Annotated in this window: 27 protein-coding genes; 2 read left to right on the top strand and 25 right to left on the bottom strand. The window is 68.4% G+C overall.

Annotated elements, in window-relative coordinates:
• Window positions 1-68 precede the first annotated feature (68 nt).
• Entirely contained in the window at window positions 69-1,616 is a 1,548-nt protein-coding gene (locus tag OU995_RS07795) for a hypothetical protein (RefSeq protein ID WP_267834958.1), read from the bottom strand.
• 63 nt (window positions 1,617-1,679) lie between these two features.
• Window positions 1,680-4,220, bottom strand: a complete 2,541-nt coding sequence (locus OU995_RS07790; RefSeq protein WP_267834957.1) for a flavin monoamine oxidase family protein — start codon at window positions 4,218-4,220, stop codon at window positions 1,680-1,682.
• On the opposite strand from OU995_RS07790, the gene OU995_RS07785 reads away from it, so the two are divergent.
• Together OU995_RS07785 and OU995_RS07780 are read left to right on the top strand one after the other, a co-directional pair.
• The gene (locus OU995_RS07785; RefSeq protein WP_267834956.1) at window positions 4,219-4,380 is read left to right on the top strand and encodes a hypothetical protein; all 162 of its coding nucleotides are present in this window, start codon (window positions 4,219-4,221) and stop codon (window positions 4,378-4,380) included. The two genes, OU995_RS07790 and OU995_RS07785, sit on opposite strands and share 2 nt — an antisense overlap.
• A 52-nt stretch (window positions 4,381-4,432) precedes the next feature.
• On the top strand, window positions 4,433-5,839 hold the full coding sequence (locus OU995_RS07780; RefSeq protein ID WP_267834955.1) for a hypothetical protein: 1,407 nt from the start codon (window positions 4,433-4,435) through the stop codon (window positions 5,837-5,839).
• Here the strand turns inward: OU995_RS07780 and OU995_RS07775 are convergent.
• The 23 genes from OU995_RS07775 to OU995_RS07665 form a co-directional block, all read right to left on the bottom strand.
• The gene (locus tag OU995_RS07775; RefSeq protein ID WP_267834954.1) at window positions 5,836-6,246 is read right to left on the bottom strand and encodes a YkgJ family cysteine cluster protein; all 411 of its coding nucleotides are present in this window, start codon (window positions 6,244-6,246) and stop codon (window positions 5,836-5,838) included. The genes OU995_RS07780 and OU995_RS07775 overlap by 4 nt on opposite strands.
• Before the next feature lie 5 nt (window positions 6,247-6,251).
• Window positions 6,252-6,710, bottom strand: coding sequence for a hypothetical protein (locus OU995_RS07770; RefSeq protein WP_267834953.1), 459 nt, complete (start codon window positions 6,708-6,710; stop codon window positions 6,252-6,254).
• 15 nt (window positions 6,711-6,725) lie between these two features.
• Window positions 6,726-7,550, bottom strand: coding sequence for an HrpE/YscL family type III secretion apparatus protein (locus tag OU995_RS07765; RefSeq protein WP_267834952.1), 825 nt, complete (start codon window positions 7,548-7,550; stop codon window positions 6,726-6,728).
• Window positions 7,547-8,431, bottom strand: coding sequence for a hypothetical protein (locus OU995_RS07760; protein WP_267834951.1), 885 nt, complete (start codon window positions 8,429-8,431; stop codon window positions 7,547-7,549). Before OU995_RS07760 ends, OU995_RS07765 begins: the two co-directional genes overlap by 4 nt.
• A 3-nt stretch (window positions 8,432-8,434) precedes the next feature.
• On the bottom strand, window positions 8,435-9,301 hold the full coding sequence (sctJ, locus tag OU995_RS07755; RefSeq protein WP_267834950.1) for a type III secretion system inner membrane ring lipoprotein SctJ: 867 nt from the start codon (window positions 9,299-9,301) through the stop codon (window positions 8,435-8,437).
• Window positions 9,298-9,717, bottom strand: a complete 420-nt coding sequence (locus tag OU995_RS07750; protein ID WP_267834949.1) for an EscI/YscI/HrpB family type III secretion system inner rod protein — start codon at window positions 9,715-9,717, stop codon at window positions 9,298-9,300. Before OU995_RS07750 ends, sctJ begins: the two co-directional genes overlap by 4 nt.
• 160 nt (window positions 9,718-9,877) lie before the next feature.
• A complete protein-coding gene (locus OU995_RS07745; RefSeq protein WP_267834948.1) occupies window positions 9,878-10,081 on the bottom strand; it encodes a hypothetical protein in 204 nt (67 codons plus the stop codon).
• Window positions 10,078-10,281 (bottom strand): hypothetical protein, encoded by a 204-nt coding sequence (locus OU995_RS07740; protein WP_267834947.1) that lies wholly within the window; start codon window positions 10,279-10,281, stop codon window positions 10,078-10,080. The genes OU995_RS07745 and OU995_RS07740 overlap by 4 nt, the downstream gene beginning before the upstream one ends.
• Window positions 10,282-10,369: 88 nt before the next feature.
• On the bottom strand, window positions 10,370-10,555 hold the full coding sequence (locus tag OU995_RS07735) for a hypothetical protein (protein WP_267834946.1): 186 nt from the start codon (window positions 10,553-10,555) through the stop codon (window positions 10,370-10,372).
• Between the two features lie 65 nt (window positions 10,556-10,620).
• Window positions 10,621-10,815, bottom strand: a complete 195-nt coding sequence (locus tag OU995_RS07730) for a hypothetical protein (protein WP_267834945.1) — start codon at window positions 10,813-10,815, stop codon at window positions 10,621-10,623.
• Between the two features lie 38 nt (window positions 10,816-10,853).
• A complete protein-coding gene (locus OU995_RS07725) occupies window positions 10,854-11,051 on the bottom strand; it encodes a hypothetical protein (protein ID WP_267834944.1) in 198 nt (65 codons plus the stop codon).
• A 96-nt stretch (window positions 11,052-11,147) separates the two neighbouring features.
• On the bottom strand, window positions 11,148-12,257 hold the full coding sequence (locus OU995_RS07720) for an EscU/YscU/HrcU family type III secretion system export apparatus switch protein (RefSeq protein WP_267834943.1): 1,110 nt from the start codon (window positions 12,255-12,257) through the stop codon (window positions 11,148-11,150).
• A 34-nt stretch (window positions 12,258-12,291) separates the two neighbouring features.
• Entirely contained in the window at window positions 12,292-13,101 is an 810-nt protein-coding gene (gene sctT, locus OU995_RS07715; RefSeq protein WP_267834942.1) for a type III secretion system export apparatus subunit SctT, read from the bottom strand.
• 13 nt (window positions 13,102-13,114) lie between these two features.
• The gene (gene sctR, locus OU995_RS07710; protein ID WP_267836202.1) at window positions 13,115-13,750 is read right to left on the bottom strand and encodes a type III secretion system export apparatus subunit SctR; all 636 of its coding nucleotides are present in this window, start codon (window positions 13,748-13,750) and stop codon (window positions 13,115-13,117) included.
• A gap of 8 nt (window positions 13,751-13,758) precedes the next feature.
• Window positions 13,759-15,051, bottom strand: a complete 1,293-nt coding sequence (locus OU995_RS07705; RefSeq protein WP_267834941.1) for a FliM/FliN family flagellar motor switch protein — start codon at window positions 15,049-15,051, stop codon at window positions 13,759-13,761.
• Between the two features lie 32 nt (window positions 15,052-15,083).
• Window positions 15,084-15,815, bottom strand: a complete 732-nt coding sequence (locus OU995_RS07700; RefSeq protein WP_267834940.1) for a flagellar hook-length control protein FliK — start codon at window positions 15,813-15,815, stop codon at window positions 15,084-15,086.
• Window positions 15,816-15,912: 97 nt separating this feature from the next.
• A complete protein-coding gene (locus OU995_RS07695; protein WP_267834939.1) occupies window positions 15,913-16,338 on the bottom strand; it encodes a hypothetical protein in 426 nt (141 codons plus the stop codon).
• A gap of 10 nt (window positions 16,339-16,348) precedes the next feature.
• Window positions 16,349-17,722, bottom strand: coding sequence for a FliI/YscN family ATPase (locus OU995_RS07690; protein WP_267834938.1), 1,374 nt, complete (start codon window positions 17,720-17,722; stop codon window positions 16,349-16,351).
• Entirely contained in the window at window positions 17,719-18,813 is a 1,095-nt protein-coding gene (locus tag OU995_RS07685; protein ID WP_267834937.1) for an FHA domain-containing protein, read from the bottom strand. The genes OU995_RS07690 and OU995_RS07685 overlap by 4 nt, the downstream gene beginning before the upstream one ends.
• A gap of 25 nt (window positions 18,814-18,838) precedes the next feature.
• Window positions 18,839-20,440 carry a type III secretion system outer membrane ring subunit SctC gene (gene sctC, locus OU995_RS07680; RefSeq protein WP_267834936.1) on the bottom strand — a complete coding sequence of 534 codons (1,602 nt, stop codon included), beginning with the start codon at window positions 20,438-20,440 and terminating at the stop codon, window positions 18,839-18,841.
• 113 nt (window positions 20,441-20,553) lie between these two features.
• Window positions 20,554-21,564 carry a hypothetical protein gene (locus OU995_RS07675; protein WP_267834935.1) on the bottom strand — a complete coding sequence of 337 codons (1,011 nt, stop codon included), beginning with the start codon at window positions 21,562-21,564 and terminating at the stop codon, window positions 20,554-20,556.
• A gap of 122 nt (window positions 21,565-21,686) precedes the next feature.
• The gene (gene sctV / locus OU995_RS07670; RefSeq protein ID WP_267834934.1) at window positions 21,687-23,837 is read right to left on the bottom strand and encodes a type III secretion system export apparatus subunit SctV; all 2,151 of its coding nucleotides are present in this window, start codon (window positions 23,835-23,837) and stop codon (window positions 21,687-21,689) included.
• Window positions 23,837-24,397 (bottom strand): RNA polymerase sigma factor, encoded by a 561-nt coding sequence (locus tag OU995_RS07665; RefSeq protein ID WP_267834933.1) that lies wholly within the window; start codon window positions 24,395-24,397, stop codon window positions 23,837-23,839. The genes sctV and OU995_RS07665 overlap by 1 nt, the downstream gene beginning before the upstream one ends.
• Window positions 24,398-24,480: the final 83 nt, after the last annotated feature.

Below are 24,480 nucleotides of genomic sequence, written 5' to 3'. Positions count from 1 at the left end.
TGGCGATCGGGTCAGCGGAGGTCCGTCGGTCGGCGGCCGTCCAGCGCCCTCCAGCGGCCGTCCAGCGATCAGCCCCGGTCGCCCTGACGCGGGGCGGCCCGGGCGGGTTCTCCAGTGACCGAGGTCGCGAAGAACTGATCCACCCCTGCGTCCACGGCTTGCGCGGCCCGGTCAATCAGCGCATTGCCGTGACGGAGCAAGCCACCGAGCCGTCCCTGCGCCAGGACCTGGTCCAGCACCGGAGCCAGCACCGCCAGCCCAAACTCCAGCGGCGTTTCGCAGCCCCAGCCAAAGATGGCCCGTCGATCGACAGTCGCCTGGGGATCCTCCAAGCCGGGTGACAGATGCTGGTTGCTGGGATATTCCGCCGAACGGGCCGATGCCGCCAGCAGACCCTGCGCGATCATCCACGCGCCCATCAGGGACAGCGGCGCCGTACCCGGCAGATTCACCAGCACCCGCGCAATGCCCAGCGGCAGTCGCAGGGCGGTCTTGGCGGTGCCTGCCAGGGTGGGCATCAGACTGCCCGCCACCGAGCCACCGGCCGTCTGCGTCAGCCACTTGTCCAGGGTCCTGGGGGACTGGAGCAGGAAGCGCTCGCTGAACGTCGGTTCATGGGCCCCGACACCCCGCATGCCGGGCAGCCCGTTCATGAGGCGCAGCTCCGTCATCAGCGCGGCAATATTGCGGGACCCTGCATCGGCCCAGACGGCTTGAGGATTGACCACGGCGGTATCCACCGGCTGGCCGATACGCCAGTCATTCAGCGCAATCCCCACCGGAACGGTTTGCCGTACAGCGTCGTGGACGGCGATCCAGGTGGCGGTGCGCAGCGTCCGCTCCAGCCCGTTGACGGGCTGCGTGAGCGACGGCGGCAATGAATCTTCGGACCCGGCGGCGAAGGCATGTCGCAGCATTTCCGCCGCCACCGTATTGGTCGCGACATTGGTCGTGACGGTGAGTCCGCCGGTGGTGGCACTTCGACGCGAGACCACGTCGGAGACCTGCGGCGCGTGCTTCAGCGCATAGGCGGGCAGACCGACGGTATAGCCCAGGTTGCCCAGGCCGGTCTTCAGGATGGTGAGCACCGTGTCATGGATCAACGCCTTGTGCAGCTCGTGCTCCAGGCCTTCCAGGGTCGTGACCCCATGCTTGGCGAAGATGGGCAGGTTCTCGCCGATGCGCGCCAGCACGTCGTGGGCGACGTACACGTCCTCCTCCACATCGCCCGCGCCGAGGACCTGGAGGAAGGCCTGTCGCGGTGCTGCGTCGGCCCGCAGCCCCGCCGGGGGCCGCCCCTCGCCGGAAGTCCGGATCTGCCCGGGCGGCTGGGGGGTGTCCTCATGGCCGATCGTGTCGGGGGCCTGCTGCTGGCCCTGTTCCTGCGCGTGCACGGCCTGGCGGCGGCGCACCGACACCGACACGGTGCTGCCGCGGGACGACGAACTCTGCGGCACCTCGTTCGGTGGATTGACCCGGCTGCGCTGGTTGGTGATGGGCTGCATCGAGATGGACGACGCGGATGACCGGATCCCTTCGCCGGAGGGCAAAGGCTGGCTGACGGCCAGTGGCTGGATCGTCAAGGAATGGACGGGGGTTGACGCATTGGGTTCCATGATGGGTCCTGATGAAGGCTGGGGGGAACGCCCCGGGGTCCGGCCCCGGGGCGCGATTCAGGCTCAGCTCATCGGATAGAGCCGTTCCTGATCCAGCGGCGAATTCGGCGCCAGTTCACCGTCATTGCGGACGATGAACTGCTGCACCCCATTGATCGCCGCGCTCACGGCACCACTGGCGAAGCCGCCTTCCGCCGTCATCATCTCGTTGACGAAGATGGCGCCGGTGGACGACCTGTCCAGCGTGCTCTCCCACATGCGCTGGGTGTTGCCCTGCTCCATCGGCCGGTCCATCTTGAAGGCGCCGCCGAAGTGCCGCTCCAGCGACCAGGGCTCGAAGGCCATGCGGTCCTTGCCCGCCTCCACCAGCTCCGCGAAACGCTCAAGCTTCTGGTAGGCCGGGTTGTCAGGCTGTGCCAGCGCCGTATTGCGCAGGATGCTGGTGAACAGCCGGAACTGTTCTTCGCCGCCCATGCTCGCCGTCTTCGTGGCGTTGTCGCCCAACTGATAGCTCAGGAAGATCACCCGTGAGGTGGCCGTTTTGCTGATGGCCGGCAGCACATAGACCTGCTGGAACGGATGGCTGGACTGGATGTTGCCAGGAATGCCGTAGTCCTTTTCATACTGGTCCAGCATCTCCCGGGGCACCTTGACGGCCAGCTTGGTGGCGCCCACGAGGTTGGCGTGACGCAGGGCCTTGCCCAGTTCCGGCGTCATCAGCGCGTCCGAGTCGGCCTGCGGCCCGGTCAGGCCCAGACGGATGGCCTCGCTCGGACCGGCCGCGAAGATCACCTCGGTGAACCGCTCCGTGCGCTTCGTCTCCACGCCGTTTTCCGTGTGCTGGACGGTGACCTCATAAAACGCCTCGCCGGTGTCCGGGTCGGTCTTCTTGAGGATCTGCTCCACGGCCGTGTTGAGCTCGATGGCCTGTTGCGCGTCCAGGGACGGCCTGCCGCTGGGAATGTTCTCGTCGCTGGCCACCGCCTCCAGGACCGAGTTGGCGCCGCCGGGCAGGAAAACATGGTTTTCCAGGCGCTTGTCCGCGAGGAACTTGAACTCCTCCAGGAAGCCCGTGCCGTAATAGCCCTCATAGCCGCCCACGCCGATGCCCACTGCGCCGTACAGCTCCCACTTCTCCGGGCTCCATTCGATGCCCTGGTCCTTCAACAGCGCGCGCAGGCCCACCTGGAAGTTCATCGGGTCGAAGCGCTCGATGGCGGCCTCGCACAGCTCCCGGAACTTCAGCGTGTCGCCGGCGGCCCGTGCTGCCCGGATCGGGCCCAGCAGCGGCTCCATGGCCTTCTCGTATTCGCGTGTCACTTCCGCCAGCAGCGGATGGTCGGGCTTCTCGCCCGGTCGCGTCTCGACCACCTCCTGGCCGATGACCAGCGACCCATGGACCCGTGAGGGGTTGGGGAACGGCGCATTGGGCAGCTGGTACAGCTGGATCAGGCGGTAGAAGCTGTTGCCCTCGAACGGCGCAAAGCGCATGCCGCCCATTTCCATCGGGGTCGGTGAAGGCGGACGGTCCGGCTCCACTGCCCTGCCCGACGGCGGCAGCCGCACGGTCTTGAGCCGCCCGCCAATCTGATCACCCTGCTCGAAGACATGCACCTTCACCCCCAGCCGGTTGAGCCCATCGGCGGCCATGATGCCAGCCGGTCCGGCGCCCACCACGCAGACGCGATGCCGCGCCGCCACCCCTTCGGGCAGTGTCCCGTAGACACGCTGGGTGGCCTCCATGAAGCCGCCATAGTCGAACATGTGATCCAGCGGTTGCGTCATGCTGAATTCGGCGAAATCCTTCTCCAGCAGGGCAACATTGCCGGCCTTGTCGAACAACCGGCTCAGGACCCCCTGGGTTTCCCCTCGGCACGCGGCCCGCATCGCCGCTGCGTTCGGCGCCGGCGTGGCCAGCAGCATGTGTTCCACCAGCCGCGTCACGCGGCCGTTGTCGGTCAACAGCCCGCGATGGCTCTCCACCAGGGTGTTGAAGAGCTCCACCTTCTCCGGCTCGCACAGGCAGTTGAAATGCAGGGCGATCTCCATGTGGAGCTGACGGGCCACCTGGTTGTCCGTGGTGCGGTCCAGTTCGCCCAGGTTGGTCACGATCCGGGAGACCAGGTCGGCCCGCAGGCCATCCCACTCGCCCACCACGCCGCTGATGTAGCGCCCCAGGGTCTGCGGGGTGATTCGGGGCAGCGCGCGCCCGTTGGTGTTGAGGTCCGACAGGGAACGAGGGCTGGTGAGCCGACGCAAGGTGCTGGACAGCGGCAGCTTCACATGGCCTTTCAGATTGATGGTCGCGGGAAACGACGATGCAGTGGGCGGCTTGCCCACCACGGGGAACTCGTGGACCTGCCCATCGGCGGACGGTGCCGACTCGTTGCCACGGCCCGAACCGATGAGGCCGCGAAACGGCGCGGCAAATCCGGATCCGCGTGAGCGCTGGGTCCCGGACGTGCTGGTAGGCCCGCCGGTGGGATGGATGCCGGGGCCCTGCCCGCTGCGGACATCCCCCGCAGTGTTGCGGGCCGGGAGGGGTTGAGCCTGTGAGGAGAGGCGCGATGCGCCCTCACCTGGGGTGATATTGGAAGGTAGCATGATGGGTCCTTATGAGTGGAACAACGGCACCGTGACGGCGCCGCGTCTGACGGACCCACCCTGGCAGGTGCTGGAGTCGGTCCGCCTGTTTCTGTGTCGGCGCTCTTTCGAGAGTTCCAGCGATTTGTGGTGGAACTCGCCGCCTTCTCGCGCCACCTAGCTGCACGAGGGCGCGCGTTCTTGTGCAGCCTTCCCCACGCCAGGAGTGCCCCTTGATCCACAAGCTGCCGGACGACCAGGTGCCTGGCGCCGCCGCTGGCGGTGTCGGCCGGGCTGCGCGTGCGGCCGAGCCCCTGTCCCCGGCCAGAGCGGCTGTGCAGATCCGCCCGTCGGTGGGCCCTTCCCTGCGCCCTGGCGCGCACGGGCCGGGGGCGCAGGTGCTGCCGGGCGGACCGCAGCAGCTGTCACGGGGGCCCGGTGACCAAGCCGGCAATGTCGGCCATGGTGGCGTTGGCGTTGGAGGCTCCGCGGTCCCGCCACGCTCGCCCCGTCGCGGAACCATCCACAGCAAGGGCCCGTCCGCCCACGCCTCCAGCGCCGACCGTGAACGGGCCAGGACCGGGCATGCCCTGCTCAGCGGGCGCATCGAGCTCGCCCATCTGAACCCGGAGCAGCAGCAGGACGTCCTGCGCTTGACGACCTCCTTGATCGGCAGCCGCTGCGCATGGCCGGACGTCCTTCAGTTCGTGGCCAGGATCGAAGCCGCCGGCATCCAGCCCAATGCGCACACCTACGGCGCACTGCTGACGCGCGCCATGCAGGAGCGTCGGCCGGAAGAGGCCCTGTCCCTCTTCGCGCGGGCCCGCCGGCAGCAGGTACCGCTCAATCCCATCCTCTGCATGCCGGCCGTCTCGGCGCTGGGGCAACTGGATCGCGCAGAGGAGGCGCTGGCGCTGCTGCGCGAGCTGGAAACCACGGCGCAACCCGACCTGCGGCTCTACGACGCGGTGATGGCAGTCTTCGCCCGCCGGGACACCCCCGAGGCGCTGGCCCAGGTCGAGCAACTGCATGCGGCGCTGCCCGCCCGCGGTCTCACCCCGGACGCCCGGATCACCGGCACGCGGGTGATGGCGCATGCGCGCGCGGGTCGGCTGGACCGCACCCTGGCCCTCTTCCAGCCGCTCCTGGCGGCCGCAGCACCGCCTCACCTGGCCGTGTGCAATGCGGTGCTCGGCGCCTGCGCGCGGGTGGGCAATGCCGCGGTGGCGCTGGACGTGTTCCGTGTCATGGCGGCGCAGGGCACGGAGCCGGACATCGTCAGCTTCGGCCACCTCATGGAGGCGTGCGCAGGTGATGCGGGCCGGGGCGCCGAGCACGCCCATCTGCAGGCCTCGGTCCCGCCCGCAATCCGCGCCGCCATCCAGGTCGGCGTGCTTCAGCCGTCGGTGGGCTACGACCCGGCGACCGGCGTGCTGAGCCTGGACGCCGAGCGCTTGCTGCAAAGCGGCGAGCCCTGGCGGCGGGCCGCCAGCAGCCTGCCGGCGGTTGGTCGCGCGGTCGCCACCTATCATCAGGCCGAGGGGCGGTGGATCAGCCCTGCCCGCCTGCAGGGTCCACCACCCGCCGTGCGGGCTGCGGAACGGGTGCTTGAGCGCACCCCCCAACGCTCGAGGCTTTAAAGCAGCGGTTGCACCGCCGTCATGACCTGCTCCAGGCCTTGAGCGGCTTCTTCTGGCGGCAGGCTGGCCATCGCCTCGAGGTCAGAATCTGGATCCACCGGGGACAGCGCCGTGCCCTCCTCCATCACCAGTTGACGGGCCATCTCTAGCGGCATCCCGCTGTTGGACGCATCCAGGGCCACGCAGGCTTGCGCCTGCAGCAGGTAGTAGACCCGGCGGGTCACTTGGCCGGCCAGGCGCTCGCGGTAGAGGTCGTCGACCCGGCAGATGAGGGGTCGCTCGGCATAGATGGTGCATCGCTGTGTCACCGCATCATGGTGACGGCAGACCCCATCGCCGCGGTTCAGGGCCGAGGCGGCGGGCAAGGCGCGGCAGCAGGCGCCGCAGCCGGTGCAAGGGAAGTTCATGCGGGTCAGCTGATGCGGGTGGTGATGATCTCCATGCCCCGGTGCGCCAGATCCACCACCTTCTGGCCCATGTCGAAGATCTTGGAGACGGCATCGTGCAGCATGGAGAAGATCTGCTGCCAGATGTTGGAGCGGGTGTACTGCTGATGGGGATCGGTGGCGTGCACCACCAGCGGCTCCGTCTCCCGATCCCGGGACGCTTCCGGCGCGGTCTCGGACTCGCCCAGGCCGACGCCGCTGGCGCTTCGTGACGGCCGTCGGCGCGAGAGGGTTCCCACGCGACCGGAGCGGCCCTCCGTATTACTGTTGATGGGCGTCCTGGACCCCTCCCGGGTGGAGATCACCGAGGGCGTGCCCGTCCGGCCTGTGCGCTCCGCAGTTGGGGAGGTCGGCGGTGAAAGCGGACGCTGCCGTTCCACGTTGGTGGTGTTGGTGGGACGATGTGCAGGCGATACAGGCAGCATGGCAGCTCCTTGACGTCAGCCGTCTGAGGGGGGCGCGGCGCCGGGGAAGGCGGCGGCCTGAGGGGATTCAAGCGCGTTTCGCAGATCGGTGAGGGTGCCTTCCACGTCCAGTTCCCAGCGTCCGTTTGCCGAGGCCAGGCGCAGGAAGCCGGCGCGCAGGTCAGCATCCACCTCCACCGGCCAGGGGACGCCTTCCAGGGCGGTGATGGCCGCCACGATCTCGGCATCCTCGGCACTCACATGCAGCACGCCCGCGTCGGGCCGCACGCCCTGCCGGGCCAGCTCACGCACGCAGGCCCGCACCCGGGCCTCATGCGGCTGCTCGGCCGTCAGCCGGGCGAGTGCATCACTCACCAGGAGGTGGGCCTGGTCCTCCAGGCGGCCCAGCGCCAGGTCCCAGTCCCGCGACACCGCCTCACTGAAGCGGGCCATGCGTTGCCACATCTCCGTGGCCAGCTGCGATTCCCGCCGCGCCAGCTCTGCCTGCCGGCTCTGCAGGAGTTCGTCGGCCACGCGGGTGCCCTCCTTTAGGCCAGCTTCGACCAGGGCCGCCGCCTCGCGTTCGGCGGCTTCCACCACCTCGCGGGCGGTGGACAGCGCCTGCAGCGTGGAGCCCTTGAGCACCGGCCCGTGCATGGCAGGCCGCTGGAGCAGCCGGCTGTCCAGCTGCCGAGGCGGCCAGCTGCGGCCGGGCTTCGACCCGGATTCAGCGGCCCCCACGACGTCAGGAGCGAAGTCGGCAGCCGGGCCTTCAGCGGGCGGAGCGCCAGCAAAGGTGTGGTCGGTAGAGGCGATTGAAGCGGATGCCGGTCCCGCCGCGTCGGACAGCCAGGCGCTCATGCCCGAACCTCCTCGGGCAGGATGACCGACAACGGAAGCTCCTGGCCAGCGGGCATGTGGCGCCGGCCTTGCCCCGGCACTGGCATTGCTGCAGGCCGTCCGGTGGCGGCCATCACCGTGGGTGTCTCCGTGAGCGACCGTTCCACCGTCAGCGGGGCCGTCCGGCTGGACACCGGCTCGTCACCTCCGGTCGCCGCGGATGCCGACGGCATCGGCAGGATCTCCTTGACGGCGGCACTCCACAGGCGGGACAGTTGGCCCAGCATGGCGCTGTCCAGCAACGCCTGGTCGCTGGACCGTCCGTCGTGCAGGGGCTGCGCCTCGATGACGGCACGGTCACATCGCAGCCGCAGCCGCGGCCACACCGGCGGCAGATCATCCTGCACAAAAAGCCGCAGCGCTGCGGCGGCCAGGCGCCGCACCCGTTCCTCCGTCGCTGCGGGCGCACCGGTCAAGCCGGCGGCGCTGTCTAGCCGATCGGGCACGGAGCGCGGCAGGAAGTGCGAGCGCGACAGTGCCCAGCGCAGGTCCTGGGCCGGGAGGCCGGGGCCCCCGCGCATCAGCCGACTGGTGGGCATCTGCGCGAACCGCAGCGTCCAGCCGACCAGGCGCAGCGCGCGCTCGAAGTCCGCGATGGAGAGGCTCGACAGGCGCCAGGCCACCGTGGGCGACAGGTCCGCCGGCGTGCGCTCCAGGCCATACAGGTTGCACCATGCGGGGTACTTTTGCCGCAGCCACGCCTCGGTGGCACCACTGGCCACCAGCCGGTCATGGCCCAGCTCTGCCCAGCTCGCATGCATCACCGACCAGGGGCGGTGCCAGTGGTGCCAGGCGCGCACCTGCCAGACCTGGTTGCGGGACAGGGTGTCCGTGGGGTCCATGACTCAAGCTCCCGACAGTTGGGTCGAAGGGGATGGGCCGTCGCCGGGCTGCGGCGATGGGGCCTCGCTGACGGGCGCGTCATCGACGTCGTCGTCGTTGCCCTCGTCCTCCAGGGCCGCGTCCCGGCGCCGCCGGGCTTCCCGCAGCACCAGGCCTGCGCCCACCAGCACCAGCAGCGCCATCAAGCCTCCCAGCGCGGTCCAGACCCAGCTCGTGGACGTAGGAGGGGGTAGCGGGCGTTTGGGCACGCCGTCGGAGACGACAAAGACGGCCGACACCCGGTCTACCGCCTGCGCGCCCATGCCGGGGATGCTGCGCGCCACCAGCTGCCGCACCCGCAGGCCAATCACATCCGGCTCCAGGCTGGGCAGATGCTTGATGAAGACGGCTGCGGTGGGAGGCTGCACCGGTTCGCCGGGCGCCACCTTCTCCGGCAGCACCACGTGCACGCGGGCCACCACCACGCCGTCGATCTCGGCGAGCGTGGCCTCCAGTTCCTGCGACAGTGCATAGACATAGCGGGCGCGCTCCTCCAGCGGGCTGCTGATCAGGCCCTCCTTCTTGAACACATCACCCATGCGTGCGGCGGCGCGGTGGGGCAGCCCTCGCGCCTGCAGCACGGCGGTCGCCCGCGCCAGATCGCTTTCGGGCACGCTCACCACCACGCCTTCCTTGGTGCTGCGCTTCTGGGCTGCGATGCCGTCGTCGCGCAGCGCGGTGACCACGCGGTTGGCTTCGCTGTCCGCCAGGCCACTGTGCAGGTCGACCTCGGTGCGGCACCCGGTCAGCAGCACCAGGGGCAGCACCATCAGCAGGGTCACCAGCCCCCGTGCGGACGGCAGCAGGTCCCGGATCCACAGCGTTTTCATTGCAGCCTCATCAGGCTCTCGGCGGCCTGCGCCGTCTTGGCGATGACCTTCACAGCCAGGCCGTGGTCCAGGTAGAGCTCGGAGAGGCGGCGCTGCACCGCCAGGCCCTCGACCGGGTCGCCGGTACGGGCGGCGCGCTCCAGCGTCTTGAAGTAGTCCTGCTCGCGCTGGTGCAGGATCTCGCCCACATGATGCAGTGCGCTGCTGAGCCCTCCCTCCAGGCCGGCACCTCGCGCCGTGGCGGTGGAAGGGCCGTGGGCCGCGCCGGCGGACCGGTCCACCGCAGAGGCCGGATCCGTCTGCAACCACTGCTGGAATTGCATCACGTCCTGGCTGGCGGGCGAGTGGGCATCGGCCAGCGCCTCGCCTTCTCCGTCCGAGCTCCACACCTTTGATGCGTAAGACACGTGGCTCATGCGCGCTTCCTTGTCTGGATGGAAGAATGCCGCGTGCACACGCAGGCGGCATTCCAGGGTGAAGAGGCGACAGCCCGCGGGAGCTGCGCGCCAGGGGGTTGGAACATTCCTTGTGTGGCGTTTCGCCGGGGGGCGTTCCCAGGAATGTCCGGCCGGACCGTCAGGGACGCTGGATCGGTGGCGGCGTGATGTGGCCGGGGATCTGGGCGACCATGTCGGCCTCCTTCAGGTCCACGTTCAGCCAGCCCTGATTCACCTGCGCGATGTTGCTGGTCGAGGTGGAGGCAGCGCCCGAAGCCGTGGAGAGCACTGTGGTGGTGATCATCGTCTTCATCAGCGGGTCAGCGACAACGGCGGGATTCATGTCTGGACTCCTACGCCGCGGGCACCGTCCTGGTAGACCCGGCAGCTGTTGACGCATCCTTGCACCACTTGCGAATCGATGGTGGCCTGGTACTTCAGTTTCGCGGACTGCAGCTCTTCGGAGTCGTCCTCGTTGAGCGTGAGCTTTTCCTCCATCTTGGGATCGGGAGGATTTCCGCTGGTGGGAGTGATGTTGCTCATGGTTCCGTCCTTTCTGCGGCGAAATGGCGGGGATGGGGGAATGGAACGAATGCCAGGGTTGGCAAGAACGGGCAGTGCCGCGACAGGCTCACTGCGTGGTCTGCACCTTGTCCGGCTTGTTGATCCAGTTGTTGGTGACCTTGGTGGCCCCATCAACGGCCTGGCCATGCATGGCCTGCTCGGTGTTGTACTTGTACATCTCGAAGGAGAACCGGCGGGCCTCCTCGGCAATGCCCTTGATCTCTGAAACGTAATCGGTGGATTCCGAAGCCATGGGGGATCCTTTCAATGCAGGTCAATGGACCGGTTGGGGGAACGGATTCGTGACCGCGCCAGCCGCTACGCCGTCGGAATGGATCCGGGCGCGGTGTTCAAGGAGCCGCCATAGTCGACGATGGCAGCCAGCAGGGTGTTCTCCTTCTGGTTCTTGATCGTCTCCTTGGTCTGCTTCTTCTGCTCCTCAGTGGCGTAGATGGTGGTACCAACGGTGGCCGCGGTCGAGGCCACCATGACACCGATCAAGAGTGGAATCATTCGATGCTCCTGGGCGGGTGGATGAAAGTCGGCGCGCCTCAGAACGAGAGGTCGATCGGCTTGGCGATGTGCTGCTCTTCCTCATCGTCCTGGTCTTCCCCGCGCCACGCCTCCTTGTCGTACTTGACGGCCTTGCTGTATTTGCTGGGGTCGCTGGCCATGTCCATGACCTGGTTCAACACCATTTCATTGAGCATGTCCCGCTCACTGCTGCCGAGTTCAACGTCTGCTGCCATTGCGGCTCCTTGGGAGGGTGGATGAATGCGGGGCGAACCCCAGCGGATGACTTGTATGGATTGGGTGGCGGGGGCGTGGCCTTTGTTCCATCTTTTTCACGCGGAGGGTCCGTGTTCCGGCGTGTCGTCATCGACGTGCAAATCCTCGTCCACGCGGCGCTCGCCCGCCTGGATCTGCGCCACCACCCGGTACACCGCCGCCACGGATTTCAAGGCGAGCCGCGGCACCGGCCGCCATTCCTTGCCGGTGCGATAGAGCAGCCGCGCCAGTGGGGGCGATCGCACAATCGGAATGCCATGGGCCTTGGCCACCCGCCGCATGTGCGCCGCCGCCTCGTCGCTGCCCCGCGCCACCACCACGGGCAGCGGGAAGCGCTTGGGGTCGTAGAGCAGCGCCACGGCGAAGTGGGTGGGGTTGGTGACCACCGCATTGGCCTTGCGGGTGTTTTCGGTCAGTTCGCCCGCCAGCACGTCCCGTCGGAACTCATTGCGCTGCGCGCGCACATGGCGGTCGCCGAACTGGTCTTTCTGCTCCCGCTCCACCTCTTCACGGGTCATCATCAGCGACTTGTTGTGGGCATGCCGACGCAGGGCCCAGTCCATCACCACGCAGATCACCAGCACGATGAGCGCCAGCCGCTCACACAGCAGCAGCATCGCCAGGACGACTTGAACACCCTGGATCAGGGTGCCGTCGGCCAGCCGCAACAGGCTGTCCATGGACATCAGCACCGCCAGCACCCCGCAGCCGAAAATGGCTGACACCTTGAGCACGTCCATCAGCAGCTTGCCCAGTTGCTCGGACGAGAACAGCTGCTGCGCGTGTTCCACGGGATTGAGGCGTTCAAACTTCAGAAAACTGTTGGTCGCAATCACGATGCCCGTCTGCGCGATGTTGCCGATCAGGCCCAGCAGGGCCGCCAGCAGCAGCACCATCAGCGCCGCACCCAGCCCCACGCCGGCCAGCGGCACCAGCAGGTCCTTCACCCCGATGGGCGCCATCGGCTGATGCTGGCCCACACGGCCCACATAGGAGCCGAGGATTTCGGCGGCCTGCTGCAGCCACAAGTGGCTGGTTCCCACGATCAGCTCGAAGCAGCCGACGGCCGCGAGGAAGTGGGGGATGGACGGCGTCTGGGCCACTTGCCCTTCTTCGCGCGACTCCTGCAGGCGTTTTCGGGTGGGCGGCTTGTTCTTTTCGGACATGGTCGGCTCCGGAGGGCGGTCGAGGGGGTCCGGATCACTCCTGCTGGCCGCTTTGCTGCTCCAGCAGGCGCGTCTCCTGATCCAGCGTCTGCAGCAGATACCGCTCTCCATGTCCCAGCAGCACGGTCAGGTAGAGCGCCAGCACCAGGATGGCGCACAGGCTCTTCATCGGGAACGCGGCAAAGTAGGTCTGGAGCTGGGGCGCAAAAACGCCCATCAATGCAAACACAAAGTCGATCAACAGGACGATGGTCAGCATCGGCGCGGCAAACAGCACCGCCTTCATCACGAACTCCCCAAAGCGTCGCAGGCTGTGATCGAGGCTGAACACGGTGAGATCCGGCAAGGGTTGCAGCACCGGCCAGGCTTCGAAGCTGAAGAGCAAAAAGCGATAGACCAGCGCAAAGGCCCCGCTGGCCGCCAGCACCACCACCATGGCCTGCAGCAACGCGGAGCCGATGACCGAGGCATCCGCCTGGGCGAAGGGCGTTACCTGCTGAGCGGCATTGGCGCCGCGCTGGTTGTCCGTCAAGGTGCCCACCGCTTCAATGGCCCACAGGGGCGCCGCCAGCATCAGCCCGAGCAGCAGCCCCAGCACACATTCCTTGGCCACCAGCGCGCCGATGTTCACCGCCTGCGCCTCCTGCATCTGCCAGTACACCCCCAGGCAGACCGGCGCGCCCAGGCCCATGGCCACCCCCACCTTGAGCAGCCGAGGAAACACGCTGGACGGGAACAGCGGCAGCAAGGCCATGCAGACGAACAATCGTGGCACGCCGAGCACAGCCGCCCTCAGGGCGGCATTGGCGAACTCCACCAGGCCGGTCTGCGTGATGTCGGTCATCCCTGGCCGCCGCTCACAGGTAGGAGTCCAGCAGGGCCCGCAACAGTTTGCCCCAGCCGTCCACAGCCACGAAGAGGAAGAGTTTGAGCGGCAGCGAAATCGTCATGGGGGAAACCATCTGCATGCCCAGGGCCAGCAGCAGGTTGGAGACGATCAGGTCAATGACCAGGAAAGGGATGTAGATGAGGAAGCCCATCTCGAAGCCCGCCTGGATCTCCGAGATCATGAATGCGGGGACCAGGATGAAGAAATCGTCGCTCTTGGCCTGCGCCGCCTGCTCGGGCGGCCACAGCTTGCGGGCCTTGTCCAGGAACTGCTCGCGGTCCTCCGGCTTGGCGTACTTGAGCATGAACTGGCGCAGCGGCTCCACCGTGCGGGACGCTGTCTGTTGCCACTGCTGCTGGGGTCGCTCCTGAAGGGCCTGGGTGATGGAGCCCGCCACCGTCTGCAGGGTTGGCGCCATGACGAAGGCGGTCATCATCATCGCGATGCCGTAGACCGCGATGCTGGGCGGCACCTGCTGCACGCCGATAGCGTTGCGGGTGATCATCAGCACGATGACGATCTTCAGAAAGGCGGTGGTCGACACGATCAGCAGCGGCAGCAGCGACAGCGCCGCCAGCAGGAGCGTGACGCTCAGGCCGTCCATTTGAGCGCTCAAGCCCGTGCTCCCAGGTGGGCGAGTTCCACGCCGAGGCGGCCATCCACCTCCACCAGCTCACCCGTGGCCACCAGACGCCCTTCACAGCGCACCTGCACCATCGCCGGCAGGCCCGCGGCCAGCGGCAGCACGGTGCCCGGGACCAGCGCCTGGATCTCGCCGAGGCGCAGCTCCAGCGTGCCAAGGTCAAAGCTCAGGCGCACGGGCAGATCGTCCAGCAGCGGCGCCGTGTTGGGGCTGTCCGCGGGCTCGACATCCTCCCGGGGCGAGGCGGGGGGGACGTCCTCGCCCCGCTGGGGCGACGGCTCATCGGCGTCCTGCTGGAGGTGATACGGTTTGAGGGCGTCTGCATCCATGGCGTGGGGGGGTGAAGGGTTGGAGACAAGACCCGGGGGCAGCGCGACCGGCGCCGCGGTCGGCCCGTCGTGTGACCCATACGCCCAGTTGGTGAACCGGCACTCGACCCGGTTCCCGAGGGAAAGCTCACAAAGTGCAACGCGTCGGCCCAACCGAAGCTGACCTTGTCCATGCCGGTCGAACAGGGGCTGCTCGATCAGCACCACGTCGCCGGGCGCCAGGTCGCGCAGGGCGACGGCAGTCACCAGGCTCTCTCCCAGCCGCAGCGGCACCTTGAGGCGCTGGTGGTGCGACAGCATCGGAGGGTCCACGGGCACGGCTGACCAGCCGGTTCGGGACAGGACCGCCAACAGGGCCGGCGTCGTGCCGCGCAGGGTCAGCGGCAGGCGCATGTGGCCGTCACTCAGCACCAGCGACAGCGTGAACATCCCGGGCTCATGCCCGCTGGCTTCCCGCCCGTGCGTGATCGACAGCACGGGGTCCCCAAAAAGGCTCATCCAGCCAGGTGGCAGGGTCTGGACCGCCAGGTCCAGCAGCAGGCGTTGCAGCGGCCCGCTTTCGGGGACGTCGATCTGGGTCAGCACGCGCAGCAGCGGCTGTGCCGGCGACACCACCAGCACACCCGACGCGGTCTGCATGCGCAGGCCGTCCACCTGTGCGTCCAGGCTGGCGGGCAGGCTGGGCGTCGACGGCGTCATGCCGGACAGCGTGAGCGAGAGACGGGTCTGCGCCAGCCGCAGCCATCCGCGTCGGCCCGCGCCGAGCAGGCTTGCCAGTCGGGCCGTTGCGGCGTCCACCGTGCGCGGTTGGTGTGGTTGGTGCAGCGGGAGCGGTTGGGTGGATGATTCGCCGCGTCGGGACGGCTGCCCACTCGCGCGTGCGCCGCCGCCCGCGTGGCCGCGCGTATCGGTCAGTGTGCCGGTGTTTGTCATGCCTGAATTCCTTGTCAGTTCTGGCCGGGGGCTCACAGCACCCACAGCTCCACATCACCTTCGGAGTGCCGCTGCACCAGTTGCCGCAATTGCGGGGCCTGCGCCCGCAGGGCCGCAGCCGTGGCGGGCCGGTGGGCCTGCAGCTCCAGCTCTGCGCGGCCCTTGCCGATCACCATCCGTCCGGTGAGCGGCCCCATGCCGGGAACGTCCACCGAGAACTCGAACTGCAGGCCCTGACCGGTGGGCGACGCCTGCAGACCCTGCAGCCAGCGGGCTTCTTCCATGGAGCTGTCCAGATGCCCGCCGATCTCGCCCGCCAGGTGTTGCAGCGGCATGTCGGCGCTCAGCGGCGACTCCAGCGCCGCGCGGAACTCGCGAACGGCGTCCCCCAGGTCGGCGGTGTCCTCAGGACACCAGCTGGAGGGCAATTGGACGTCGGGGGACAGGAGTGGAACCGCCTGGTCGAACGGATCCGAGGGGTCGAACGGCGGCCGCTCGTCGATCGCGTCTACTCGGGCCTGCGGGTCGGCCCGTTCGGCCCGGTCGACGGCGGGTTGGCGTTCATGGCGGTCGGCAGGCTCGGCGCGACCCGGGCCGCTGCCCTCGGCTTCCGCTGCCTGTGGGTCAGCATCCCTGCCTCGACCGTTTGGGCCCGGTGCATCATCCCGTGCCAGGCGAGTTCCGCCGTCGGCACGATCGGCACCTGTGCGATCCCTCGCCGGGAACGCCCTGCCAGGAAAGGCGCCGGGCGGCATGTTCGGCATGCCTCCGCCTGCTTCACGTCCCGCGAGGAACCGCCCACCATCAAGGCTCTCCACCATGTCACGTGTCTCCACCCGCCGCGGCGGGATCAGCTGCGGGTCAGTCCCGCGAGTCGTCCGGGGTCGCTTCGGTCAGCAGTCGCAGTCGCTCCACGTCAAAGCGGGTGCCGCGCCACCGCTGGCGGGCGTCCTCACACACACGCTGCTGTCGCGCCTGCGCCGCCACCGCGTCCTCCACCAGGGCATGGGCCTGCGCCACGTCCCGCCGCGCCTGCTGCCGGTCCAGTGCCCACTGCGTGATGCCGCTGCGGCCCCCAGTGGTGCGGCCCACCAGCGTCTCGTTGGCCTTGCGGGCGGCATCGCGTGCGTCGGTCTCCGTGCGGGCCAGGTCCTGCCGCCGCTGGGCCTGCTCGCTGCGCCGCTCTTCCAGCGCACGCTCTTCCCGCAGCAGATGGACTTCCGCCATGCGCATGCGCAGGTCGCGCACCTGCGACATCCGCTTCATCATGAGGGGGGACCAGGCCAAGCGGCGCTCCTCAGGCGGCGTAGCGCCGCGCGATGTCCGACAACTGCCGGACTGCCGCCTCGAACCCGCCCGGCGCCTTCAGGCGCTGTTGCTGGTAGGCCAGGATGTCGTCATGGGCGGCCACTGCCCGGTCGGTCTCCGGGTCGGCGCCGGGCTTGACTTCACCCAGCCGGATCAGCAGCTCCATGTCCTCATAGCGTGACATCAGCCGACGCACCTCCCGCGCCGCCTGCTGATGCTCCGCAGAAACGATGTCCGGCATCAGCCGGCTCAGGCTCTCCAGCACCTTCACGGCGGGGAAGATGCCTTTCTCCGCCAGCGCAGCGCTGAGGACGATGTGCCCATCCACCAAGGACCTCACTTCGTCCGCCACCGGATCGTCGCGCACGGCCCCTTCCGCCAGCACCATGTAGAGCGCGGAGATCGACCCCTGGCGCGTATTGCCTGCCCGCTCCACCAGCCTCGGCAGCTCCGCGTAGACCGATGCAGGCAGGCCGGTGCGGCCGGTAGGTTCACCCGCCGCGATGCTGGTCTCCCGTACCGCCCGCACATAGCGGGTCAACGAGTCCACCAGCAGCAGCACATTCTTGCCCTGGGCCCGGAAGCCCTCGGCAATGGCCGTGGCCGTGTAGGCGGCGCGCATGCGCTCGCCGGCGGAGCGGTCCGACGTGGCGCCGACGATGACCACGCGCTCCCGCAGGGCGGGGTCATGCAGCATGTCGGCCATTTCCGCCAGCTCGCGGCCGCGCTCGCCGATGAGGGCATACACCACCACATCGCACTGCACCGCCGCACCGATCGATTTCATCAGCGTGGTCTTGCCGCAGCCCGGTCCGGCAAACACGCCCATGCGCTGGCCGCGTCCCAGGGTCAACAGTCCGTCAATGACGCGCACGCCGGTGGGCAGCGGCTCGGTGACGGGCTGGCGCTCCAGCACGGCCGGTGCCGGCGCACGCACGGGCACCTCCACCGTATCAGGTCCGCTCACCAGCGCACCGGCGACCGGCTGCCCGAAACCGTCCAGCAGCTGGCCCAGCAGGTGCCGCCCCACCCTCAGCGCCTGCGGGCGCCCCAGGGGCTGCACGGGTGTCCCCGGTCCAACGCCGTCCGTGGCGCCGAACGGCGACAACAGCGCATGATGGTCCTGGAAGCCGATCACCTCGGCGGACAGACGTGCCCCGCTCTGCGGCAGCGGCCCGATGCTGCACATCTCGCCCATGCGCACGCTGGGCAGCGCCGCCTGGATGAGCGGCCCGCTGACCTTCAGCACATGCCCGCTGGCCCTGACCAGCGCCGCGCGGCCCACCGCCTGTCGTTGGCGCTCCAGCGCGGCGGCCAGGCCATCGGCAGAGCGCAGGGCGGGCGGCGTCGGCCACCCGGTCACAGCAGCACCTCGATGCGACGCTTGCCGCTGAAGACCGCCTTGCCGGGTTCCACCGTGGCCAGCTTGTAGCCCTCGACCGTATCACCCACCGACAGCCGGGCGCCACCGTCCGTCACGATCACCGCGTTCTTGCCGCTGACGATCTCCACCACCTTGAACGGCAGCAGCTCGGCCGGCGTGACCAGGGCCACGTCGATCGGGAAGGCGGGTTTCCGGTGCTCGGTGAAGCGCACCAGCAGGCGCTCGAAACGCCGCTGTTCCTCGGCGTCCAGGCTGCCGCGGATCTCCCAGCGGTCCGGCTTCAGGGTCAGGTCCAGCTTGTCGACCAGCTCGCGCTCGGCAAGCCCGTGCGTGAATTCCTCGGCCAGATCGGCGGCGGAGACGGAGGACGTCCCCTGCGTCCCTGCTGGCGTGGACGCGGCAAGGGCAGACAGCGCGGGTGCGCCCGCCGGCGGCAGCCCGGGCGCGCGCTGCTCTGCGCGTCCCCACGCGGAAGACACGAACCAGGCGGCAAACGGCAGCATCACCACGACCAGTGCACCGCTGGCAAGTGACGCCCGCATGCGGGGATAGGTGGCGGCGCCGGGGGCCCGCCCGTGAGTCTGGGCCGCAGCCGAGGCCGAGGCTGCTGCCGCCTCGCCGCCCAGCCCCAGGCTCCCCAGCAGGCCGCGACCGCCGCCCTTGCGGCCCTTCCCCACGCTGGCGTGCTGGCCAGGCGCCCCGCCCTTGCCCCGCGCATCGCCCCGGGCGCCTCCCGTGCGCTTGCCCATCGTGCGCGTCGGCGCCTCCATCCAGGCATCTTCCGCGGCCTGAAAAGCCATCCACACGTCTCCCAGCTGAAAGCAGTCCCCTTGCGCCAGGACCACCGGCCCCCGCAGCGCCTGACCGCGCGCATCCAGGACCTGACCATCCGCTGGCGCCAGGCTCCACTGCCGGTCCTGCAGCTGCAATCGGCAATGCAGGTCCGCCAGGCCGGCATCCGCCATGGGCGCATCGGCCATGGGCGACTGGCCCAGGGTCAGCGAGCCCGCTTCCTCGTCCAGATCCAGAACGGCCCCGCGGTGAAGGCCGGTAAGTACTCGGAGTTGCATGATGTTGCTCCCAGGGCGCGAAACTTCAGGTCGACGAAGCGCCGCCGACCTTCACCAGTCGGGGCGTGATGATGAACAGGCGCTGGCGGCTCTGGCTCTCCTTGCGGGTGCCGGAGAACAGCTTGCCGATCAGCGGAATCCTGGAGAGTCCGGGGACCGACGCGTCCTTGTTGCTGGTGCTGTCGGTGTTGTAGCCCCCGATCACCAGCGACTGGCGGTCCAGCAGCATCGCCTGCGTGCTGATGGTGCTGCGCTGCACCTCCGGCGTCTCTTCGCTGGAGGCAGCGGCCAGCACCTTGCCGTCCTCAATATCCACGGTGAGGCTGACCTGGGTGGACTTTCGGTCCTTCACCACGCGGGGCGTCACGCGCAGCAGCATGCCGGCCGTCACCGGCTCGATGCTCGCCACCCGTTCTCCAGTGGCACGGATGTAGACCGTCTGGCTCAGGTCCAGCACCGCCACCAGGTTTTCCAGGGTCAGCACGCTGGGCTTGGCCAGCACCTTGGCCTCTCCATCACGCTCCATCAGGCTGAGCCGCGAGAAGAACCGGTCGACGTTGGACACCACCAGCGAGCTGCCCCCGGTAAGCGGCGCCGCCAGCACGCCGGCCGGATCGATGATGGCGTGCACATGGTCGCCCTTGGCATCCAGCCCGAAGCCGAGCTCGGACACCCGGTCTCGGTTCACATCGATGATGTAGGCCTCGATCTCCACCAGGTGCTGGGGCACGTCGATGGCATCGATCAGCCGCTGGTAGTAGGGGCGGCGCTTGGCCATGTCGTAGATGACCACGGAATTGGTCCGCACGTCCCCTTCCAGCGAGACACTCCGGTTGCCGCCGGTGTTCGAGCGTGACCCGTTGGAGCGCTGCGGCAGGTTGGTGCCCACCGTGGCCGTGGACCCCGCATCGCCGCTGCTGCCCGTGGCCGTGAACATCGGCGGCATGCCGCCGGTGGACTTGGTGGCCATGTCGTTCATCAGGCCCGAGGCGCCGATGATGGACCGTCCCGTGCCGTTGCCGCCGCTGATCATGCTCTTGAGCAGCGATGCGGCGCCCGGTGTCACCACCGTCTGATTGCGGATGGTCACCGTGCGGTCATCCACGGCGGCGTTCTTGAGCCGGAAGACCATGGCTTCATAGTCGCTGGCGCGGTCCCGTTCCGCCAGCGCCTCACGCACCAGGCGCAGGTATTCATAAGGGCCGGAGACCATGACGGCGGAGCTCTCCGGCATCTCGCCCCAGCCGAAGCGTGCCTCGAACAGGCCGATGCCGGTCAGGGCCGTCTTGGCGTCCGACATCGCGTCCCGCGAGATCTCCAGCCGTTCACTGACCATGTCCGCCGCCGGGCTCACATACAGCACGCGGTTGTAGACGAACCACTGGAACCGCCAGGTGGCGGCCAGCCGGTCCAGGAAGTCGGTGGCGCTGGCCGCCTTGATGGAGCCGTTCACCGGTTCCATCAGGCCTGCAGAGGCCCGCAGCTCCACACCGTGACTGCGCGCAAAGTCGGACAGCACCTTGGCCAGCGGAACGCCCTGGGCGTTGTAGGCATAACCGCTGTCCTTCCAGGACGGCGGGGGGGCGGCCATGGCCAGCCCGGCCAGCAGCAGGGTCATCAGCCACATGCTGCGAACCAGCCAGGAGAGGCTCCACGCCAGCGCGGCTCGGACCGCCGACGGCCTGTGGCATGCGGGGCTGCGAAAGGAGGACAAAAGCGCGTTGGACATGGGGCTCCCCCTTAATGCGGCTGCTGGTCTTCAGAGGTTCTGTCGGGCTCGTCGTTGATCGACAGCGTCGATGCAGCGTCGACATCTGCATGGTCGCCGTCGTCATGGCCTTCCTCCCGATGCGTAGATCGGCTCCGGACGGAGGCCGGCCGCACGACTGACGAGCTGTCGCTCTCATCGTCGCGGTCATCCGCAGGAATGGGGTCGGGCCGCTCGTCGGTGTGATCCATCGAGTGCGTCGCCCGTACCCGGCGCTGCAGGACGTTCGGCGCGGAATCCCGGCCTGCGCGGAGGCCGCCGTCGTCATCGCCGTCGTCATCACCATCGCCGGAGCGGCGATTGGACCGGGCTTCGGGCGGCATCGGCCAATCTCTACGTCCATCCGTGGCCGGCCGCATCACGAGGATGTCCGACGGCGACGTCAGCGTACTCCGCCCCTCCCACCCTCCCACCGCGAACAGGCTGTAGATCAGGCCGTGATGCCGGTGGAATTGCTCCAGCACCTTCTCCTTGGGGCCGACCCCGGGTGGCAGCGGCTCATGGCCATTGGCGTGGTAGCCCTGCCAGGTGCCGTCGTCGTGACGCTCGAAGACGAACTCGGGGCCCCCATGAACGCCCAGCAGAATCACCGGCCCCTGGTGTTCGTGGATAGTGTCGTAGAGGTCGCGGCCCTTGTCCTTGGCGACGCGGCGCACGCTGCAGCCCTTTCCCGCGCCTTTTCCCGCGCCTTTTCCCGCGCCCTTGCCCGCGGCCTTGAGCGCGGCCTCCAGCGTCTTGCGCGGACTGAGCGTCCGGCCCAGCAGCAGCTCCATGGTGGATGAGGTGCGGCCCAACTCCCGCTGCAGCGTCTGGTTGAAGGCCCTCAGCGGCGCACTCATCCGCAAGGCATTGACCACCGGCGCCGTGCTTCGCTCGGTGTGCGGCCGCACCGGCTGCGGTGTCGGCTCCGGGTACGGGTGCTGGGGACCCATGCGCAACTCGGTGGTGACCGAGGGCATGCTGGAGACTACTGGATTGACCATGGTGACCTCTGCGTTGATCCGTCCCGCTCAGGCGCGCGGAGGGGCGCCTGATAGGTGAACTGAAACAGGTGCCGGTTCCATCGTGCTGACCGGCCATGTCATGAAGGGGCCGCGCCGCCGCATCAGCCCATGTCCTTGGGCCGCTCAACGGTGCCGCGCACCGTCACCGCCACCTCGGGGCTGAGTTCTCCCACCGACAGCACCACCACGTCCGGCAGGTCAGGCTCCAGCAGCGTGCGCAGGAAGCGCCGCACGTCCTGCGCGCAGGCAATGACCGGCGGGCTGTTGCGATCCTGGTGCTGGGCCAGCGTCTCACGGATGGCGTCGACAATGCGGCTGGACTCAAATGGGCTCAGCGCCAGGAAGCTGCCCGCCGCGCCCTGGCGGATGCTCTGCGTCAGCAGGTCTTCCAGCTCGGGGTCCAGCACGAAGACCGCGAGTTTCCCGCGCGGCGCCAGCTCGTGGCAGATCTGCTCACGCAGCGCATGCCGCACGAATTCCGCCAGCAGCGCTGGCTCGCGCTCTCGCTGGCCGACGTCCGACAGCGTCTCCATGATCAGCCGCATGTTGCGGATCGAGACCCCTTCCCGCAGCAGCCGCTGAGTGATGTCCGCGAGCTTGCCGGTGGTGAGGGATTTCTGCAGTTCCTTGGCCAGCTCCGGCATCCAGCCTTCCATCCAGGTCATGTACTTCTGCGCGGTCTGCACGCCGGTGAAACGAGGCCCGTAGCGCATCAGCTTGCGCTTGACCCGGTCGCGCAGGCAGTTGGACCAGCTCATGGCCACCTGCTGCAGGTCTTCACGGCCGGCCAGCTGCTCCGGTTCCAGCCAGACGATGGCGGTGCCGGCGGGCCCGGCGCCCTCCTCCACCTCCTGCGACAGCGGCGCCGCCTGCGGTGCGTGCCGCCCGGTGATGGCCACACGCGTGGGCTTCATGGGCATGCGCATCACCGGCACCTCGTAGACCCGGAGCTCCAGCGCTTCCTTCGCCATGGTCGGGTCATACTGGAACGCAAAGCCAGGCAGCGACATGCCGAGCCCGCGCACCAGCTCATTGCGGGCCTCGTTGATCTCCGCGCACAGCGCGCGCACCTGCGGCAGGTCCTGCACCCCGTCCGGCAACACGATCAGCAGCGGCTCCATCTGGGTGAATTCGTGGACGATGGCGGCATCGGCGACCTCGCCCTTGCCAACGTCAGCGGCCTTGCTGTCTGCCTCACGGCGGGCCTGGCGCTGGGTCATGAGGGCCAGGCCCGCAGCGCCGGCGGCCAGCAAGCCAAACACGAGGGGCGGCATGCCAGGGATCAGGGCGAACAGCAGCATCACCGCGCTCAACCCCCACAGCGCGCGCGGATACGCGCCCAGCTGACCGAGCAGGTCCCGGCCGAAGCTGCGCGCGGGCCCGTTCTTGTCGGACGGCTTGCCCACCGCATCCACCCGCGTGACCAGGATGGCCGCGGTCAGGCAGGTCAGCAGCGCAGGAATCTGGGCCACCAGCCCATCCCCCACCGACTGCACCGAATAATGCGCAATGGCCTCCTTCGCCGACAGGCCATGCACCAGAATGCCGGTGGCCAGGCCGCCCACCAGGTTGATGACGAAGATCACCATGCCGGCAATGGCATCGCCCTTGACGAACTTCATTGCACCGTCCATGGCGCCCAGCAGTTGGCTTTCCGTGTTGAGCAGGTTGCGCTGGCGCTTGGCCTCGGCCTGGTCGATGAGGTTGGAGCGCAGTTCGTTCTCGATGGCCAGCTGCTTGGCCGGCATCGCGTCCAGACAGAAACGCGCGGAGACTTCCGCGACCCGCTCCGCGCCCTTCGTGACGACCAGGAACTGCACCACCGTCACGATGGTGAAGATCACCAGACCGACGATGACGTCCCCGCGCACCACGAAATTCCCGAAGGTATCGACGATGGAGCCGGCATGCCCGTCGAGCAGGATCAGGCGCGTGGTCGCCACGCTGATGCCCAAGCGAAAGAGCGTGGACAGCAGCAGCACCACGGGAAAGGTGGAGAACGCCGTCAGGCTGCTCACATACAGCGCCAGCGAGATCAGCAGCGCCGAGATGAAAAGGTTGATGGCAATGAGCACGTCCATCACCGGTGCGGGCACCGGCAGCACCAGCAGGAAGATCACCCCCACCACTGCCAGCGCCAGGATCGCCTCCACCCGCGAGGGCACCTTCTGGAGCACGGCCATCATCAGGGCGCCCGCGCTCGGGCGAGCGGCCACGCTGGACGCCGAACGGGAAACGGCTGTCGGATTCATCACAGTCCTCCCACGCGTTGTTCCACACCCTTGAGCAGCGCCCGTGCCCGTGACAGGCGCGAGCGCACCGTGCCCACCGGAATCTGCAGCCGCACGGCCACCTGCTCATACGTCATGTGTTCATCCAGCACCAGTGTCAGCACGGACATGGACTCCACCGGCAGCCGCGCCACCGCACGCTCCAGGTGGTGGATGGTCTGCAGCCGCTCCACGGTTTCCAGCGGGGATGGGGCGGTGTCCAGCTCGCGGTCATCGTGGGTGATCTCGTCCTCCAGCAGCGGGCGATGGGCGGCGCGCTTGTAATGGGTGCGCACCAGATTCAGCGCAATGCCGAACAGCCAGGTCTCCGGACGGGACGCGCCTTCATAACGGCCCAGGCAGCGCAGTGCCTCCAGATAGGTGTCCTGCATCAGGTCCTCGACGTCGGCCGCGTTGGCCACACGACGCCTGATGAAGTTGCGCAGCCGGCGACCATGCACATGGACCAGCGCTTCCAGGTCCTGCACGGTCAGCATGGGATGGGCGCGTGGTCGATCGATGGGGGCGATCTCCAGGGACATGAGGAACTCCATGAACAACCTCGAAAGCGGTCGGATGGAGGGTCCATTCGCAACAGCCGTGCCAGCCCTTCGAATCGACGAGA

Source organism: Roseateles sp. SL47 (assembly GCF_026625885.1).
Classification (GTDB): Bacteria; Pseudomonadota; Gammaproteobacteria; order Burkholderiales; family Burkholderiaceae_C; genus Roseateles.
The sequence above is the reverse complement of the archived record's forward strand: the minus strand, read 5'-3'. Positions and strand labels throughout refer to the sequence as shown.